General features: G+C 30.5%; 14 protein-coding genes. 6 read left to right on the top strand and 8 right to left on the bottom strand.

All coding sequences use genetic code 11. From position 1 onward, the window contains the following. Nucleotides 1–114: 114 nt before the first annotated feature. Nucleotides 115–3,336, top strand: a complete 3,222-nt coding sequence (locus tag CD032_RS11015) for a DEAD/DEAH box helicase (protein ID WP_103211484.1) — start codon at nucleotides 115–117, stop codon at nucleotides 3,334–3,336. Between the two features lie 282 nt (nucleotides 3,337–3,618). Here CD032_RS11015 and CD032_RS13155 read toward each other — a convergent pair whose 3' ends face one another. Next, nucleotides 3,619–3,921: a helix-turn-helix domain-containing protein gene (locus tag CD032_RS13155; RefSeq protein ID WP_142921408.1), complete on the bottom strand. Its 303-nt coding sequence runs from the start codon at nucleotides 3,919–3,921 to the stop codon at nucleotides 3,619–3,621. Between the two features lie 249 nt (nucleotides 3,922–4,170). Here CD032_RS13155 and CD032_RS13565 point away from each other — a divergent pair, with 249 nt between their 5' ends. Further along, the gene (locus CD032_RS13565; protein WP_233434121.1) at nucleotides 4,171–4,479 is read left to right on the top strand and encodes a TetR-like C-terminal domain-containing protein; all 309 of its coding nucleotides are present in this window, start codon (nucleotides 4,171–4,173) and stop codon (nucleotides 4,477–4,479) included. Between the two features lie 355 nt (nucleotides 4,480–4,834). Here CD032_RS13565 and CD032_RS11000 read toward each other — a convergent pair whose 3' ends face one another. The 7 genes from CD032_RS11000 to lqo all read right to left on the bottom strand — a co-directional run bounded on the left by CD032_RS11000 (nucleotide 4,835) and on the right by lqo (nucleotide 11,700). Continuing rightward, nucleotides 4,835–6,241, bottom strand: a complete 1,407-nt coding sequence (locus tag CD032_RS11000) for a glycosyltransferase family 2 protein (protein ID WP_048787127.1) — start codon at nucleotides 6,239–6,241, stop codon at nucleotides 4,835–4,837. Between the two features lie 411 nt (nucleotides 6,242–6,652). Next, nucleotides 6,653–7,738 carry an acyltransferase gene (locus tag CD032_RS10995; RefSeq protein WP_216641423.1) on the bottom strand — a complete coding sequence of 362 codons (1,086 nt, stop codon included), beginning with the start codon at nucleotides 7,736–7,738 and terminating at the stop codon, nucleotides 6,653–6,655. A 286-nt stretch (nucleotides 7,739–8,024) separates the two neighbouring features. Then, nucleotides 8,025–8,324, bottom strand: coding sequence for a TetR-like C-terminal domain-containing protein (locus tag CD032_RS10990; protein ID WP_225310471.1), 300 nt, complete (start codon nucleotides 8,322–8,324; stop codon nucleotides 8,025–8,027). Between the two features lie 312 nt (nucleotides 8,325–8,636). Next, a complete protein-coding gene (locus CD032_RS13560) occupies nucleotides 8,637–9,080 on the bottom strand; it encodes an ATP-grasp domain-containing protein (protein ID WP_231098967.1) in 444 nt (147 codons plus the stop codon). A 30-nt stretch (nucleotides 9,081–9,110) separates the two neighbouring features. Beyond that, entirely contained in the window at nucleotides 9,111–9,785 is a 675-nt protein-coding gene (locus CD032_RS13555; RefSeq protein WP_231912223.1) for an ATP-grasp domain-containing protein, read from the bottom strand. A gap of 277 nt (nucleotides 9,786–10,062) precedes the next feature. Beyond that, on the bottom strand, nucleotides 10,063–10,164 hold the full coding sequence (locus CD032_RS10975) for an SE2200 family small protein (protein WP_019468545.1): 102 nt from the start codon (nucleotides 10,162–10,164) through the stop codon (nucleotides 10,063–10,065). A gap of 39 nt (nucleotides 10,165–10,203) precedes the next feature. Next, nucleotides 10,204–11,700, bottom strand: a complete 1,497-nt coding sequence (lqo, locus tag CD032_RS10970; protein WP_103211482.1) for an L-lactate dehydrogenase (quinone) — start codon at nucleotides 11,698–11,700, stop codon at nucleotides 10,204–10,206. A gap of 751 nt (nucleotides 11,701–12,451) precedes the next feature. On the opposite strand from lqo, the gene alsS reads away from it, so the two are divergent. The 4 genes from alsS to CD032_RS10950 form a co-directional block, all read left to right on the top strand. Then, complete coding sequence (gene alsS / locus CD032_RS10965) at nucleotides 12,452–14,116, top strand: acetolactate synthase AlsS (protein WP_011302083.1); 1,665 nt, start codon at nucleotides 12,452–12,454, stop codon at nucleotides 14,114–14,116. Nucleotides 14,117–14,174: 58 nt separating this feature from the next. Beyond that, nucleotides 14,175–14,879, top strand: a complete 705-nt coding sequence (budA, locus tag CD032_RS10960) for an acetolactate decarboxylase (RefSeq protein WP_047502956.1) — start codon at nucleotides 14,175–14,177, stop codon at nucleotides 14,877–14,879. 17 nt (nucleotides 14,880–14,896) lie between these two features. Continuing rightward, entirely contained in the window at nucleotides 14,897–16,501 is a 1,605-nt protein-coding gene (locus tag CD032_RS10955) for an L-lactate permease (RefSeq protein WP_011302085.1), read from the top strand. Nucleotides 16,502–16,864: 363 nt separating this feature from the next. Beyond that, the coding region (locus CD032_RS10950; protein WP_308446734.1) for a type ISP restriction/modification enzyme at nucleotides 16,865–18,554 on the top strand (1,690 nt) is incomplete at its 3' end.

Raw genomic sequence — 18,554 nt, 5'->3', positions numbered from 1 at the left:
TTTAATTGTTTGATTAACTTAATAGAATATTATTAATATTTATAGTCATTATGAATTTTTTCAGAATATTGCTAAAATAAGGTGATGAACTTAATTAAATAAGGGTGAGATAAAATGGCGAATTTAGTTAATGATACTTTATCAGCATGGTTACTTGTAGAATCTTTACAACCTGGTGAAGTTAAATACGACAAGGGAAGCACTTTACCTAAAAGTAATTTTCAAAATAATGAACAACAAAAGCAATTACAAAGCTTTGATGATTATTATGATATATGGAATGACGAACGATATACAATTGCAGAGCAATCTCAAAAATACGGTAAAAGAATATTTCGTTTATATAGAAATTGCTTTTACTATAAAGAAATTGATAAAGAAATTCAAAATATTTTTAACGATAACACAGAAATTTTCAACCCAAATGAAAAGCGTTGTTATGGCTATACATTCCAAACTGATGAAAATGGAAAAGTAATAACAGACAGTCTACATATTCCCATGATTATGAGTGCACTTAAAGAAATCAGAAATAATAAGAGCGCAAATATAGAACAAATATTTAATGACTCTAAACGTAAATTTCAACAAAGATTTAACGAAATTATTGCAGATGAGCCTATTAACAAAGATAAACTTAAGCGATTGGATGCAACATATCGTGACTTTTTTGCTGTACTTATTTCTGAAACAAATGGCATATTCAAACATTATTTTGTGATTGAATATGTTAAAAATAGTGAATCTCCAGACCCTAATTTTAATAGTTTCTTTATTGGTGATATAGAAAGAGCTCGTAAAGACCCTAATCAAACTTTGAAAGCTTATATTGAAGGTATAAATGGTGAAAAGCGTATTGAAGTAGATGAGAATAAAGAAATATTCGATGAGTTTTTACACCCGGCAAACTTACCAGACGGTCGTTGGCCATCTCAAATTGAACATAAATTATATTTAATGCAACAATTAGCTGTAAACCAAATAACAAGTAGTAAAGAACATATTAGTACAGTAAATGGCCCTCCAGGAACAGGGAAAACGACTTTATTAAAGGATATCTTTGCACACTTGGTTGTTGAGCGTGCTAAAGCCTTTGCAGCTTTGGATGAACCACGAGATGCATTTGAAAATTTTAAAATACATGAAACAGATACTTCTCCTATTAAAGTGTTAAAAGAGGAATTTTCTAAATTTAAAATGGTAGTTGCATCAAGTAATAATGGTGCTGTAGAAAACATATCTAAAGATTTACCAAAAATGGAAGAAGTAGCTCGCGATCATGAAGGTAAAGTGTTTCCAGATTATGAACTAGCTTATAATAAAGCGATCGATGAATTGAAAAGCTTTAGCACGATTGCATCTCGATTAATAGGAGAGCCAGCGTGGGGATTATTTTCGGGTGTGTTTGGAAAAGGTGACAATATCAATAAAGTAATGAATCAAATTCTTAATAATGATTCAAATAATAGTGATTCAAAATTTGACGATCCGCACACTTCATTTGTGAAGTTGTTGCAAAATGAAAAAAATAGTCTTAGTTATAAACAACTTATGAAAAAATGGAGAGATTGTACGAAAGATTTTGGTAAAGAACTCAAAAAAGTGAAAGAATTAAAAGAACTATCAGTTGAAGCATATAATAAATACAAAGAAAATGAAAAATTATTAAATAAAGAAAAAGAATTAGAATCAGAAATAGAAATGTTGAAAGAAAGTTTAAATCAAAACCGTAATGATTTATCAAGCAAAAACAGTGAATTAGAGGATGTAAAAAATAATTTTCAATATATAGAGCAACAAATTGAAACAATTGATGAAATGATTCAAACATATAACCCCAATAATATATTTAAGAAAATGAAGTCATGGTTAAACCAAACTACTACTAATCTAGATAAGTGTAAAGAAGATAAAATAAAATTATTAGAAGAAAAAAAGTCTTACCATACAAAAATAAATGATTTACAAAAATGTATAAAAGAGATAAGTAATAATAATAAAGATTTTGAGCAAAAGATAAAGAATAACGAAGAAAAAATAAATGAGTGTAATATTAAATTGACAGAGTATAATCAATATAAAAGTGATTCTAATGTGACATTTCCTGATTCTGATTTTTGGAATAAAAATAAATATGAAAAACGTCAGGTAGAAAACCTGTGGAATTCTAATGAATTACAATATCATCGTGGATTATTATTTTTAAAAGCAATGGAACTCCAAAAACTGATATTAATTGCCAATAATGGTCCAGTTTATTATGCTATGCAAGACTTTAAAGCTCGTAATTCATATCTTGATTCAGCGCCGATTCGAGTGACTAATGCATGGAATGTGATGCATCTTATTTTTCCTGTAGTGAGTACAACATTTGCAAGTTTTGCATCAATGTATAGAGGTTTGCCTAAAGATTTTATTGATTACTTGTTTATAGATGAAGCCGGACAAGCCCTACCACAAGCAGCAGTCGGTGCATTATATCGTTCTAAGAGAGTGATTGCAGTTGGAGATCCTATTCAAATAGAGCCAGTAGTAACAATGGAAGATAATTTAATAGCTAATATTAGAAAAGGCTATAATATTCATGAACGCTTACTTTCAAAAGAATCTTCTGTTCAAACCGTAGCTGACTTTGCAAATAAATATGGATATTGGAAAACCCAGACGGATGATGATGCTAAAAAACACTGGATTGGAATTCCATTATGGGTACATAGAAGATGTTTAAAGCCAATGTTTACTATCGCCAATCAAATTGCCTATGATAATAAAATGGTCTTACCTAAAACTATTACCGATATAGGTAAAACTGGATGGTATGATGTTAAAGGTAATTCTGTACAGAGGCAATTCGTAAAAGAACAAGGGGATAAAGTCATAGCACTACTTAAAAACGATTGGAAACAAAGTATAGAAAATGGAGAGAATGAACCAAGCGTTTATGTCATTTCACCATTTACTGAAGTAAAAAAACAAATTCAATTATTAGCAAGAAGAGAATTGATTCAAACTGTAAGCGATGATACTAAAAAAGTAAGTGACTGGATCAAAAATTCAATTGGAACTGTACATACATTCCAGGGTAAAGAAGCAAAGAAAGTTTATTTTGTAATAGGTACTGACAATAATCAAGATGGTGCAGTCAATTGGTCATGTGCAAAACCAAATTTATTAAACGTTGCTGTAACAAGAGCTAAAAAAGAATTTTATATTATTGGTGATAAAGAGCGTATTAAATCTAAACCATACTACAGCGTTATTAACTTAGAATCTAATATAGAATATCTCGACGAAGCAATAGAAGGTGGTCGAGATACAAATAAAAAGTTTAATTAGTTAAATCTAATAATTTTATATAGTTGAATATAAGTCATAACAATAAAAAACACTTTCGTTGAATTCAAATGATATGCACTCCCTAAAGTCGGACTAAAATTCCAACTTTAAGGGGTGCAATTTTTATGTTTTTTTACTTCGGGTTTTTCGTGCTTTCTAAAGCGTGATATTAAAATATATAAGTGTGAAAAGATATTAATATTGTATGGGTACGGTATGCTAACATTGAGCGTTTTTTCAATCGTACTTATTTGGTGATAAACAAAATTTTATCTTTTTCTTCTATATTTTGGGTATACTATCTGATTTTTCAATATCTAAAAATATAGTATCCATACTTTGCATTAATGCACTTCTGATATCAGATTCTTCTCCAGAAATTACCAAGGTACGATCTTTGCGAATCAGTTTTAGGTTAAATGGCTGGATCGTTTCTATAATCATTTTTTCATCTACGGATAACATACTTTCACTAATATAGAATTTATTAATAATTTGGTACACAGTCGTTGGTTTTGGGGAGCTTATTAATAGATCTTTTAAAATTTCATTTATTAAACGATAAAAACTTTTAGAAGAGAGCAATAATAAATCAGTAAATTCAGTTGCTTTGGTATATCCATAGTTGTTTAGTAAAAAAATTTTTAATCTTATTAATTATTACGTAATATGCTAAACCAAACATCTTTGGTTAGAATAAAATAGTTATATTATCTATTAATCGGCAGTATAAATATTAAAATTAATACATGAGTTATTGACATTTATAGAATAGTATGATTAGCGGAGATCACAAGAAGTACATTTTATAGATATTATGATGATAAATATAATTTGCTATCAGAGATAGAAGAAGAGATTTTGACGCATTTATACGAAGAACGTCAAAAGATAGATCAACAATTTGCGAAAGAAGATATGTTGAATGTTGAAGTATTTCAACAATTGTTTGAAGCATTAGAGCCATATTCAGAAACAATACGACTTTTATTAGGGCATAATGGAGACTCAAGTTTTGAAATGAAAATAAAGAATGAAATAGGTAAAAGGTTTATCAATTTAGGTGAGCTTCATCATGTATCCAAAGTACGTGAAGATTTAGTGAAAGAATATTTGTATGTTATTTTAATTAAAACATTTTAGTATTGGTCCGCTAATAAAGATAGCATTGACGTGAGAGAAGTGGCATCGACGATGAGAGATATTCAATTAAAAGGTATCAGAAAGACAATTGGGTTGTAAATTCAAGGAAAAGCAAATAGTAGAAAAGAGGGAAATAATATGAAAATTCAAATCTTGTTATTTGATCATATTATAAATATAGGCGAATCCTAGTGGGTTCGCCTTTTTGCATCTATAAGTATTTTATTTGTTACTGGCTATGTGTTATGACATCGCTTCAACTACAGGTTATAACTGTCGTTTTTAAATTTTACTGATTGATTTATTTTGATAGTTAGGACGTATCATTAAATCTATAATAAGGAGGGTAAAAGTATCATTTCTTAATATAACCGAGATTTCCGTTAACAGTCTCATAAAAATCGAATTGCATACCTGATTTAATAGCAGCTCCATTTAAATCTTTATCAAGTACTGTCAGTGCTAATTTACCTTTTGAAAGTTCATTTGCTTTGAATTGAACTGTGTATTCTCCAGTTTTGAAAAGATGTTTTTTAATCTCTAGAACTGTATAGTTGGTTGGATCTTTTCTATTTTTTATTTCAAGATATTTTAATTCTGAGTTTTTAGAGTAGAGTTTTAAAAATATGTTTTCATCTTTTTTGATTATTTTTTGCAATATGATATGCATTCTTTTTTTATATTTATTTTCTTTATAGACGTAATAGTATTTATCGTTTGAAAGGTAAAGTGGCTTCTCGTCTTTCTTTAAATAAAAGTTAACAAAGTCTATAATCTCTTCTTTGTCACCATTTTTAATGAGCGTTAAGGCATGTTGATTCAATGTGTCATCTGCATAGTCCAAAGAATTAAAATCATTATCTATCGTATTTAAAATATCTTGAAAGACAGGAAGTAATGTATCAATTTCTTTAATGAATCCTTTTTTATAAAATTTACCTTCTAAAATATCTTTGTTTATAATTCGGTATAATAAGTTAGCAAAAATTTTATTGTTTTTGTATTTTTTTGTTAAGTAACGGTAGGCTTCATTTTGCCATTTTATACGATTAAGCACGGTAGATGCTTCAGATTTTACTAAAGAAATATTTTCGTCATAACGATTAGCACAATAAACAACGTCTTGTGTGGTACTGATATTTTTAGTGTTAAAAAACACTTCAGCGAAAAATTGTAAATCTTCTCCAAATATCATTTCTGGGAAACGAATATTATTTTTTTTGATAACACTAGATTTCATCATCCTACCAGCAGGCGCTAAATGATAAAATGATTTTCTAAAATTTTTCAAACCAACTTTATTATATGCAATTTTAGATAAGGCAACACCACTACGTGCAATACGATCACTATATACATATTTTGTAAGACCTGTAGCATAGTCAGTTTTATTTGATTTTAAAAGCGTATATAAATTTTCCAAGGCATCTGAAGGTAACCAATCATCGCCATCTACAAACATAATGTATTTACCTTTGCTTAAATCGATTGATAGATTACGAGGTTTGGCAGGTGTTCCTGAATTTTCATCTAATTGAACAAATTGATAATTAGAAAAACTTTCAATCTTTTTAGATATAATATCAAGCGTATTATCTGTGGAACAATCATCTACAATGATTAATTCAAAATCATTTTTATTCATTGTCTGTGCCAATATACTATTTAACGTATTTTCAATAAACTTCTCTTTATTGTATGTACTTATAAGTATACTTACTTTAAATTTATTTGTTACTTTATTACTTTTTATAACTTTCATTTCATACCCCTTTCTATGTTCATAAGATTTATAATTTGATGAAATTTTGTAATTAGCCTCTAGTTGTGTAAATATAAATAGTTGCTTTTTGTGTTTTGTGACAACAATTAACTTTTGTTATTTATTATACTATTAAAACCAGTAATTATGGAATAGTTTTTAAAAGTTGTATAAATTGTGCAATTTTTTTGGGGGTGATTTTAAAAAGTAGCTTGTGAATAGTAGTTATTTTTATAGTAGTGGGGGCATAGCGCAACTTAATGTATTTTTCAGTAAATACGTCTTTTATGCGGTTTTCGTTCTCCTACAAAGTCAAAATATAGCTTCCTTGACGTGTGGTGTCAAGGAAGCTATATTGCTTTTCGCTATATTAATAGTGAAATGAATTTGATTAGATGGAAAACAGTAAATTTATGATGATGGTTTACTTCTGAAATATTGAGTGGGATTACTTTTAAGTTTTGTTTTTCTAGGGACAGGTACGATATAGTTTCCATTTGGAATTTTAATAAGTAAATGAATAACTAGTACAGATAAACCGACGATAATGATGTATGAAAGACCATATAACAGTATGCTATCTCTATTATCAAAAATTGAAATTTTTAATACAAGCCATTTTACTAAAGGATGTACTAAATATATCCCCATAGAGTAATTACCAATTAAAGTTAATGTTTTCATAAGTAATTTATTTTTTCTAATTAAAAAATAAAAATAAATCAAAAATATTAAGAAAAACGATGTATATAATAAAAATGCTGGATGCGATGAGGTTACAAAATGATCTAAATCAATAAACAATAAAAAAGATATAAAGACGACAACAATGGCAGGTAAAAATAACTTGATATACTTTTTGATCAATGAATTGATTTCTTCATAATACTTAGCAAAAATAATACCCAATATAAAATAAGAAATCCAATTGAGTATGAATGCCCTACTTGTTATAAAAGTACCGATAACTGGTATATCAATTGAAATGTGTTCATAGTTTAATTGCCATAAAATAGTGATGAATGTAAATAATAAGTAAGTTAGTAATAAGGGAATCCCTTTTTTAATTTTTTGTAAGAATGGAAATAATATGTAAAACTGCAGCACGGTTAATATAAAATATAAATGGTAATTTCCAGTTCCAAATAAATAATAGCTAATAAAGTTTTTATTACTATCTAAATTCACTTCAACAACACCTAAATAATATAAATAAACGGTAGTCCAAATGATATAAGGCACAAATATTTTGGTGAATCGTGATTTAGCGAAATAGTTTAAATCAAAACCTCGTTTTAATACAGAATGGGTTAATAAAAAAGCGCTAATCACTGCAAAAACAGGCGTGCCAAGCCGACCAATTTGACTCAAATATCCTGCGAGAATGGTCATATTATGGTTGTTTTCGCTATTCGTATATGAAACTGATAGATGAACACATACGATAAATAGTGTAGCAATAGATCTAATAATAGGTATTTCTTCAAAATACTTCAACATGCTCCCCCTTAATGAAAATAACACACATCAGCTAATTATAACTGATAGGCGCAGTTTAAACTAGAGTTGAAATTATTTTGGATTTAAATCGATTTTATGTATAAATTCTATAACTTTTAATTTTTGTTGAGTGACATAGGGATAGACATTGAAAAATGACTAGTTAATGATTTAGATATTCTTTTTTATTGTACATAAAGAGACTGAGACATTTATTTATGTCCCAGACTCCCAATTTATAACACGATTTAATATAAACTTTATGCTCCAATCAATTTTAGCATTATAAGTGCTTTGAATGGGGTTCCAATAAAACGGACAGCTCTGTTGTTAAAGTATCAATATCACATGGTTTTGATGCTTCAATCCACCATACAATAACGCCTACTACAGCTGATGATAAAAATTGGATTGTAATTTCATTATTTTCTTGATTCATGTTGTCGCGCATTTTCTTTGATAATGTTTGTTTAACTATATTAAGATCCGATCTTTTAAACAAAGTCTTTAAAATAGTGTACTGATCATCAATGACATATAATATTTCACGTAATGCCTTTTCATTATCCTCTGATTTTGCCATGTAAAGATTGCATTGATTTACTGCTGCACTCAAAATAAAATCAATAGCATGCTCATAAAATAATGTATTAATTTTACAGATGACTTGGGTGGAGATGATTCGTTTATAGAGGTAAGATGCATCATCTTATTTCTACTTCTAATTGCTAAGCAAAGAATTAGGTAGACTAAACAGATAAAACGGTATAATGCAATGATTATTAAATAATTAGTCATGATGCGCATCACTACAATCAAAAATTTTAGATGCCAGTTCATTGGCTTTATGAATATGTTTGAAAGTTTTTGTAGTCGATAATTCAGGCCAGCTAAACTACACAAGTCCTTCACGACTGCTCCAATTTTCAGGATCGGTTACATTGTCTCCAATACCCTTTAATAAATTTACTTTTTTTATTTCAGAATCATTGGCTATATCAGGATAGTTAATATTTTGTATCTTACCTTTTTTAGCTTTCATAAAAGCGATAGCAGACGTACGTTTTGGTGTGAATATATCTGCTGATTTAACTTTATTATTAATGTACATAGAAATATGGAGTTGATAAGGGTTCATATCATAAGCATTTTCAACTAAGTCCATTATAGCGTCACCACCAGGTCTAGCAGCAGCTTCTATGACATAGAGTTGGTCGCCTTTGATTTTTATTTCCACATGAGCAACGCCTCGCGTAATACCTAAAGTCTGACACGTGCGGATTGCAAGGTTTTTAATATCTTCATTTTTATATCTGTGACTTGGGACTAAATGACCCATTTCAGTAAACCATGGTCTGGGAGATAAATATTATTCGGTAACTGTAATGACCTCATAAAAATGATGACCACACAACACTTCAACTGAAACTTCGTCATCACTATCAATAAATGTTTCAATCAGAAATTTATTTTTAGATACATGAAAGGTATCAGCATAAGTCTCCATAATTTGTTTCGATTTTCTATAGGCATCCATGCATTCTTTTTCGTTATTTGCTAAGTAAACCCCATCACTGCCTCCAAAATCCATTGGTTTTATAATTACTGGGAAAGTAAATTCTTTGATACATTCTTTCAATTCTGTTGCATCATTAAATTGTATCGACTTTGCTGTAGGAATGTTTGCTTTTTCAAATAAGAATTTCATGATGTGCTTGTTTCTGCAAGCTTTAATAACCTTTGGTTCAAGGTAAGGCAAACCGTAGTCTCGATTTAATTGATTAGCTACTTCTAATGTCCAATCATTTAAGGGGACGATGCTTTTTGGTTCGTACCCCTGAATTTGATAATATGCTATCTCTTTCTTTATCTCTTCATAGCTTAAAGGATTGGCATCAATGCAAAAATCAAAATACGCATTGTACTTATATTTTGCATTTTGAATTGCTGTCCATATTTGAAAATCACCGATTGCTTTGCCACCAGCGTAAGCATGTTCTCTTAAAAACTGATCTGCACCTAATAACAATAGGTATTCTGTCATATGAGCTTCCTAATTTTTATGAAATGATTAATATATAAAATAATACTATATAAAATTATATTTGGAATATAGTTGGAATGAATTTTGGGAAATATGAATTTTATTAATTTGAGTATTTTGAATTGGTTTGAGAGAAGTGTAATGAAATTCGAAGCATGATTAAGAAGATTGGAAATATAAAAAAAGACTAATTCGCTCAAGCGAATTAGTCTTTTTACAATTAAGAGTGGGGGTCGTTCTAAACTCTCAATTGAAGCCCTACAATTGTTAGTTGTTTTTAATATTCGATATTCGGTGCTTTATTCACGTGTTTTTGATAACGTTTTAAAGCGCAAAAACCGATAGCGCCGATTACTGAAACTACTAATAGTTTTTTCATTTTTTTCACAATCCTTTAAAATTATTATGCATTAAACTACTATTTACTATAATAGTTTAGGTTTAAGCTTTTAGAAGTTTGTTGACGTGTACGTCTCATTAAATCAGGATCTTCAATTAATGATTGACCATAAGATGGAATCATTTTTTTGATTTTTGGTGTCCATTCTGATTTATATTCAGGGAAGTTTTTCTCTAATACTTCTAATGCAACTGATACTGAAGTAGAAGCCCCTGGAGATTCACCTAATAATGCAATTACAGTATGATCTTCAGAATTAACCACTTCTGTACCGAATTGGATAAAGCCTTTACCGTTTTCAGGTGTATCTTTGATTACTTGAACACGTTTACCAGCATTGTATAATTGCCAGTCTTCGTCACGTGCTTCTGGGTAGAATGTACGAAGATGGTTCATAGTACCTTCTTTAGTCATCAAGATTTGATCAATTGAATATTTAATTAATGGTAAGTTTTTAACTGCTGATGCTAATAAAGTTGTGATGTTATATGGTTTAACAGATTTAAATAAATCTAAATTAGAACCTTGTTTAAGGAATTTAGGTCCAATACTAGCGAATGGTCCAAATAGTAATGTACGTTCACCATCAATATAACGTGTATCTAAGTGAGGTACAGTCATTGGTGGTGTACCTTGAGGTTCTTTACCGTATACTTTAGCATCATGTGCTTGTATAACATCTGGATTTGTACAGATTAAGAATTGACCAGTGATTGGGAATCCACCTAAGTGTTTACTTTCAGGAATTCCTGTTTTTTGTAATAGTGGAATTGCGCCACCACCTGCACCAATAAATACATAATCAGCTAGTTGTGTTTCTACACTACCACTGTTACGTTGACGTACTTTAACTTCCCATTTACCGTCTTTACGTTGGTTAAAGTCCATTACTTCGTGGTTGTATTGAACATCTACATTAGGTTGTTTTTCTAAGTTTTTGGCCATTTTACGAGTAAGTTCACCAAAGTTTACGTCAGAACCTTCATCAATTTTACTAGCTGCCATAATGTCACCTGCACTATGACCTTGCATCATTAATGGAATCCATTTTCTCATTTGTTCAATATCTTCTGTATATTCAATATTGTCGAACATTGGGAATTCTTTCATAGCTTCATAACGATCTTTTAAAAATTGAACGTTATTTTTACCTCTTACAAAGCTAATGTGTGGTAGCGGACGAATAAATTCTTCAGGGTTACTGATTGTTTTGTTTTGAACTAAATGACTCCAAAATTGTTTTGATAATTCAAATTGTTCATTAATCTCTTTCGCTTGCTCAATGTTAATTGAACCATCTGGTTGTCTAACTGTATAATTCAATTCACATAAAGCAGCGTGTCCTGTACCAGCGTTATGACGCTCGTGAGAACTTTCATCACCTGGACGTTCTAAACGCTCGTATAATTTAATATCCCATTCTGGTGCTAATTCTTTAATCATTGTACCGAATGTAGTACTTAATACCCCAGCGCCAATTATTACAACGCTTTTTGACTCTTTGTTAGTAGCCATTATCTAATCACCTTTCCTTATCTCAACTTGCAACTATAGTATAATACTAAATCACCTATCATTAAAATACATATTTTTTATAGGTGCCATTCTAATATGGAATCTTTTTTATTTCTACTATTAAAACATAGATAGAAATAAATTTTTTAAATATCTTTTTTGTTATTCTATTGATGTACAACTTCATTTAAACAGAAAATTTACAAACATTCCATAATATAGCATTGCTAATTAAATATAGAAAAATTATAGTTCTATGTAATTTTACCCCGATCAATCTTCAACAAACACAACTATTAAAATATATGTACATTTATTTATGCACGCACGCGTGTAAGTACTAAATAGGAGAGTTTAATTTTTCAAGTATCAATATATGAGCAACTGGAAAGATAATAGCTATTTTAAAAACTTCCTATATAATAGTTATCCATATACACGCAAATTATCCAACTTTCACATGTTCTAACCATTACTTTTTTCTATGGGTTAGATAGATAATATGTATTTTATATATATGTTGCAGCGTTTTATAATAAGTATGTAATCAATTTACAGCGCAAATCATTCGTTATGACATGCCATGGTATAGGACTAAATGTGAACGGCGCTAATTTAGAGTATTAAATATGATTTTTTCATAATAATGTAATGAGATTAAATTTTTAATACATTGTTAAGTGAATAATTTAAATTGCTTGCAATGATTAATGATTTTTTGCATTAAATGTTGAAAGGAAATGAATGTAAAATGGCTGACAAAAATTATACAGCAGCAAATATGGTAATAAATACTTTGAAAAATAATGGTGTGGAATATGTATTCGGTATCCCAGGTGCTAAAATCGATTATTTATTCAATGCACTTGAAGATGATGGCCCAGAACTTATTGTAACGCGTCATGAGCAAAACGCGGCAATGATGGCACAAGGTATTGGACGCTTAACAGGTAAACCAGGTGTTGCCTTAGTAACAAGTGGCCCAGGGGTAAGTAATTTAACGACTGGACTTTTAACAGCGACATCAGAAGGAGACCCTGTATTAGCATTAGGTGGCCAAGTTAAACGTAACGATTTATTACGTCTAACACACCAAAGTATTGATAATGCAGCATTATTAAAATCTTCAACAAAATATAGTGAAGAAGTTCAAGATCCAGAGTCATTATCAGAAGTTATGACAAATGCGATGAGAACTGCAACTTCAGGTAAAAATGGCGCAAGTTTCATAAGCATACCGCAAGATGTTATTTCTGCACCGGTTGAATCACAAGCGATTGCACTTTGCCAAAAACCTAGCTTAGGTGTGCCAAGTGAACAAAATGTTAATGAAGTAATTGAAGCGATTAAAAACGCGAAATTCCCTGTATTATTAGCAGGTATGAGAAGTTCAAGTTCAGACGAAACGAATGCAATCCGTAAATTAGTTGAAAAAACAAATTTACCAGTTGTAGAAACATTCCAAGGTGCGGGTGTGATTAGTCGTGAACTAGAATCCCATTTCTTTGGTCGTGTTGGTTTATTCCGTAACCAAGTCGGTGACGAATTATTAAGAAAAAGTGACCTCGTTGTTACGATTGGTTATGATCCAATTGAATATGAAGCGAGCAATTGGAATAAAGAATTAGATACTAAAATTATTAATATAGATGAAATTCAAGCGGAAATTACAAATCATATGCAACCAGCAAAAGAATTGGTTGGTAATATTGCTGGCACAATCGAACTTATTTCTGACAAAGTCGATGAACCTTTTATCAGTCAAAAACATTTAGACGAATTAGAAACTTTAAGAGCGCATATACTTGAATCAACTGGTATCAAACCAACACATGAAGATGGCGTGTTACACCCAGTTGAAGTCATTAAGTCAATGCAAAAAGTATTATCAGATGATACAACAGTAACTGTAGACGTAGGTAGTCACTATATTTGGATGGCACGTAAATTTAGAAGTTACAATCCAAGACACTTGCTATTCAGTAATGGTATGCAAACGTTAGGTGTTGCGTTACCATGGGCTATTTCAGCTGCTTTAGTACGTCCTAATACACAAGTTGTATCCGTTGCTGGTGATGGTGGTTTCTTATTCTCAGCACAAGACTTAGAAACTGCTGTACGTAAAAATCTTAATATCATTCAATTAATTTGGAATGACGGTAAATATAACATGGTTGAATTCCAAGAAGAAATGAAATATGAACGTAGTTCAGGTGTAGACTTTGGTTCAGTAGACTTCGTTAAATATGCTGAATCATTTGGTGCTAAAGGCTTACGTGTAACAAATCAAGAAGAATTAGAAGCGGCAATTAAAGAGGGATACGAAACTGAAGGACCAGTATTAATTGATATCCCAGTGAATTACAAAGATAATGTCAAACTTTCAACAAATATGTTACCTGACGCTTTTAACTAATATCGAATCAAACGGCGAAAATGATTAATTATTTATCAAAATAGGAGTGAATAAAGTTATGACTAACGTACTATATCAACACGGCACATTAGGTACATTGATGGCAGGCCTTTTACAAGGTACTGCTTCAATCAATAATTTATTAGAACATGGAGACATTGGCATTGCGACTTTAACAGGTTCAGATGGTGAAGTGATTATCGTTGATGGTAAAGCTTATCATGCCAATGAACATAAAGAATTTGTAGAATTGAAAGGTGATGAATTATCACCATATGCAACCGTATCAAGATTTACACCTGATAAAACGTATAGCACAAGCAATAAATCTTTAGCAGAAGTTTATGATGAAGTTAAAGAAAAAATGTTAAGTGAAAATTTATTTTCTGCTGTTAAAATTTCAGGAACATTTAAAAAAATGCATGTACGTATGATGCCAGGACAAGAGCCACCATATACAAGATTGATTAACTCAGCGAATAGACAACCTGAACAAATTGAAGAAAATATCAAAGGTTCTATTGTAGGCTTCTTTACACCAGAATTATTCCATGGTATTGGTTCAGCAGGTTTCCATGTTCATTTCGCTAATGATGACCGTAATTTTGGCGGACACGTATTGGATTTTGAAGTTTCAGATGTTACGGTAGAAATTCAAAACTTTGAAACATTTGAACAACATTTTGCAGTCGATGATGAAGCATTTACAAATACGGATATTGACTACAAAGATATTGCAAAAGAAATAAGACAAGCAGAATAAAGGAGTAGCGAGCAAATATGTTAGTTGAAAGTTTTAACCCTTTTAATAATCTGCTACTTTCAAGTATTGTAGCCGCAATACCAATTATATTATTTTTATTATGTTTGACTGTATTTAAAATGAAAGGTGTTTATGCAGCAATTACAACGTTAATCGTTACAATTATTGTTGCTATGGCTTTCTTTAAATTACCAGGAAGTATTGCAGGCGGCGCTACTTTAGAGGGCTTTTATCAAGGGATTATCCCAATAGGCTTTATTGTAATCATGGCAGTTTGGTTATATAAAATTGCTACAAAAAGCGGCCAATTTGCTATTGTTCAAGATAGTATCGCGAGTGTCTCACGAGACCAACGTGTTCAATTATTATTGATTGGCTTTGTATTTAATGGATTTTTAGAAGGTGCTGCAGGCTTTGGCGTACCTATTGCCATTTGTGCGGTACTATTAACACAATTAGGTTTTAAACCTTTGCAAGCTGCGATGTATTGTTTAGTAAGTAATGCAGCAGCAGGTGCTTATGGTGCGGTAGGTATACCGATTGCTATCGTGGATACTTTGAATTTGCCAGGTGGTGTAACAACATCTCAAGTAGCGTTAATTGGTAATTTAACGTTAGGTTTTATTAGTTTCGTTGTGCCATTTTTATTAATGTATATTATGGATGGCTTTAAAGGTGTGAAAGAAACTTTCCCAGCCACTTTAGTTGTGGCAGTTACTTTCACAGTTTTACAAGTGCTTATTGCAGCTTTTGCTGGACCAGAGTTGGCTGATATTATCCCTGGCCTTGTAGCAATGATTGCATTAGCATTGTTCTCAAAAAAATGGCAACCTAAAAATATTTTCAGAATTAATAAAGATGAAAAAGCAGATGCCGTGCCTAAACATTCTATTGGACACATCACTTATGCATGGAGCCCGTTTATCATTTTAACGATTGTTGTGATGATCTGGAGCTTACCAGCATTTAAAGGTTTATTTGAAAAAGGTGGTGCCCTAAGTGCACTTGTTGTGAACTTTAATGTGCCGGGTACGATGAATGCTGTGACTAATAAACCGAATGAACTGACATTCAATTTCTTTGCTCAAACAGGTACAGCGATTTTAATTACAGCGATCATTACAATTATTATTGCGAAAAATATGAGCTTTAAAACGGCTGGTCATTTACTGGGTCTCACAGTTAAAGAATTATGGATTTCAGTGTTAACCATTTGTTTCATTTTAGCAGTATCTAAAATTACAACATATGGTGGATTAAGTAATGCTATGGGACAAGGCATATCTAAAACAGGCGCTGCCTTCCCATTATTGTCACCACTACTTGGTTGGATTGGTGTATTTATGACGGGATCCGTCGTAAACAATAATTCATTGTTTGCGCCAATTCAAGCCTCTGTTGCTGAACAAATTGGTACAAAAGGTTCATTACTTGTTGCAGCTAATGTCGCTGGTGGTGTAACTGCTAAGATTGTATCACCACAATCTATAGCTATCGCTACAGCAGCAGTTAATAAAGTAGGTAAAGAATCAGAACTGATGAAAATGGCAATGCGTTTCAGTATCGGATTGTTAATTCTCGTTTGTATTTGGACATTTATTTGTAGTTTATTTATTTCATAAAATGAATTTGAAAAGACCGAAATTAAAGCATATCATGCTCGCTACTTAGCTATATGAGCATGTATGATAAGTTAAAAAGTTAGTGGAAATACCGCATAGATTATTTCCTGGAAAATATTTATTATAAAACCAATTAAAAAACACTAAAGTCGATGGCGTTTTGTCATACGACTTTAGTGTTTTTTGTGTTCCTCAAAGTTTTGCTGTATATAAAGTATTATTTATGCTAAAGATTCCCCAATCAATTCTATACACATTTTCAATTTTATTTGGACAAAAATGCTAACTGCGATACACCAACTCTAACTATAAAAATTGTGTTAGTTATCGCTTTTTACTCCTGTAGAAGTAGTAGATTTTATTTTGAAATCTGTAAATGATGTTTCTAAGTTATATTTTGATAAAGAATTAAGCGAAAAAAATGTCCATATGTTAGATCCATTTACGGGCACTGGCACATTTATAGTAAGATTATTACAAAGTGGGATTATAAAAAAAGAAGATCTAGTACGGAAGTTTAATCAAGAACTTCATGCTAATGAAATTGTTTTGTTAAGTTACTATATTGCTACAATTAATATAGAAGAGGTATTTAATTCACTTATTGATGGTGATTATGAATCATTCGAAGGTATTGTGTTAACAGATACTTTCGAAAGTACTGAAACTAATGATTACTTTGAAGAGAATATTTTAAATGAAAATAATTATAGATTACAGAAACAAAAAAAGGATGATATTTTTGTTATTATTGGCAATCCGCCTTATTCTATAGGACAAAAAAATGCAAATGATAATACGGCAAACTTAAAGTATCCCAATTTAAATAAAAGAATAGAGAATACTTATGCTAAATATTCAACTGCTAAATTAAGAAAATCTTTATATGACTCTTATATTTTAGCATTAAGATGGGCTACAGACCGAATTGGAGATAAAGGTATCATATCATTTGTAATCAATGCTTCTTTTATTGATAGTAATGCGACATCAGGAGTTCGGAAAAGTATTTATGAAGAATTTAATCATATATATATTTACAATTTAAGAGGAGACCAAAGGACTCAAGGAGAACAGTCTAGAAAAGAAGGAGGTAAAATATTTGGTTCTGGAAGCCGTACTCCAATAGTAATTATAACTTTAATAAAAGATGGTTCTAATAACCATAATATTTATTATAAAGATATTGGAGACTATTTGAACAGAAAAGAAAAATTAGATATAATTTCACAACAAGAATCTGTGAAAAACATTGAATGGCAAAATATACAACCTGACAATAACCATGATTGGATAAACCAAAGAGATGAAAAATATGAGAATTACAATTCTATTACAGATGTATTTAATAAAAAAGTAATAGGCGTTAGTACTAATAGGGACGCATGGGTTTATGGATTTAATAAAGTAAAAACGATAAAAAAGGCTCAAGAAATGATTTCGAACTACAACGATAATATTAAACAAGTAAAAGAGAACAAAGGTAAGTATACAAACGAAAAACGAAATATGGAGTCTTCAAAAATTAAATGGACTGTTAATTTAACGAAAAAATTTAAAAAAGGTGAAAAAATCACACTTAATGATAAGAATATTGAAGTAAGTATGTATCGTCCTTTTACAAAAAAATGGCTATATTATGATAGAAATATTATTGAAAGACCAGGGAAAAGTAAAGAATTATTTAGCGAAAAAAATAAAGCAATTTATATTACAGGAGTAGGTTCATCAAGAGAATTTTCGGCATTAGCAGTAAACGTAATACCCAATTTGGATTTAATGGAAAAGGGGCAAGGTTTTGTCGAATTCATAAATAATAAAAACGGCGAGTATGAAAGTAATATTAATTTTTCTAGTTTTGATATATCTGGCTTAAATAGAGAAAATTTAATGTATTATATTTATGGATTGTTTCATTCAAATGAATATAAGAGTAAGTTTTCTGGGAATTTAAGTAAAGAATTGCCTAGAATTCCATTAGTAAAAAATAAAGAGAAGTTTATTGAAATAGGACGTAAATTAATGAATTTACACTTGAATTATGAAAGTTGTG

Source organism: Staphylococcus cohnii subsp. cohnii, assembly GCF_002902365.1.
Taxonomy (GTDB): Bacteria; Bacillota; Bacilli; order Staphylococcales; family Staphylococcaceae; genus Staphylococcus; species Staphylococcus cohnii.
The sequence above is the reverse complement of the archived record's forward strand: the minus strand, read 5'-3'. Positions and strand labels throughout refer to the sequence as shown.

Coding starts and splice junctions, on each gene's coding strand:
- CD032_RS11015 (WP_103211484.1), top strand. CDS start 115: ATGGCGAATTTAGTTAATGATACTTTATCAGCATGGTTACTTGTAGAA.
- CD032_RS11000 (WP_048787127.1), bottom strand. CDS start 6,241: ATGAAAGTTATAAAAAGTAATAAAGTAACAAATAAATTTAAAGTAAGT.
- CD032_RS10990 (WP_225310471.1), bottom strand. CDS start 8,324: ATGGCAAAATCAGAGGATAATGAAAAGGCATTACGTGAAATATTATAT.
- CD032_RS13560 (WP_231098967.1), bottom strand. CDS start 9,080: ATGGGTCATTTAGTCCCAAGTCACAGATATAAAAATGAAGATATTAAA.
- CD032_RS13555 (WP_231912223.1), bottom strand. CDS start 9,785: ATGACAGAATACCTATTGTTATTAGGTGCAGATCAGTTTTTAAGAGAA.
- CD032_RS10975 (WP_019468545.1), bottom strand. CDS start 10,164: ATGAAAAAACTATTAGTAGTTTCAGTAATCGGCGCTATCGGTTTTTGC.
- lqo (WP_103211482.1), bottom strand. CDS start 11,700: ATGGCTACTAACAAAGAGTCAAAAAGCGTTGTAATAATTGGCGCTGGG.
- alsS (WP_011302083.1), top strand. CDS start 12,452: ATGGCTGACAAAAATTATACAGCAGCAAATATGGTAATAAATACTTTG.
- budA (WP_047502956.1), top strand. CDS start 14,175: ATGACTAACGTACTATATCAACACGGCACATTAGGTACATTGATGGCA.
- CD032_RS10955 (WP_011302085.1), top strand. CDS start 14,897: ATGTTAGTTGAAAGTTTTAACCCTTTTAATAATCTGCTACTTTCAAGT.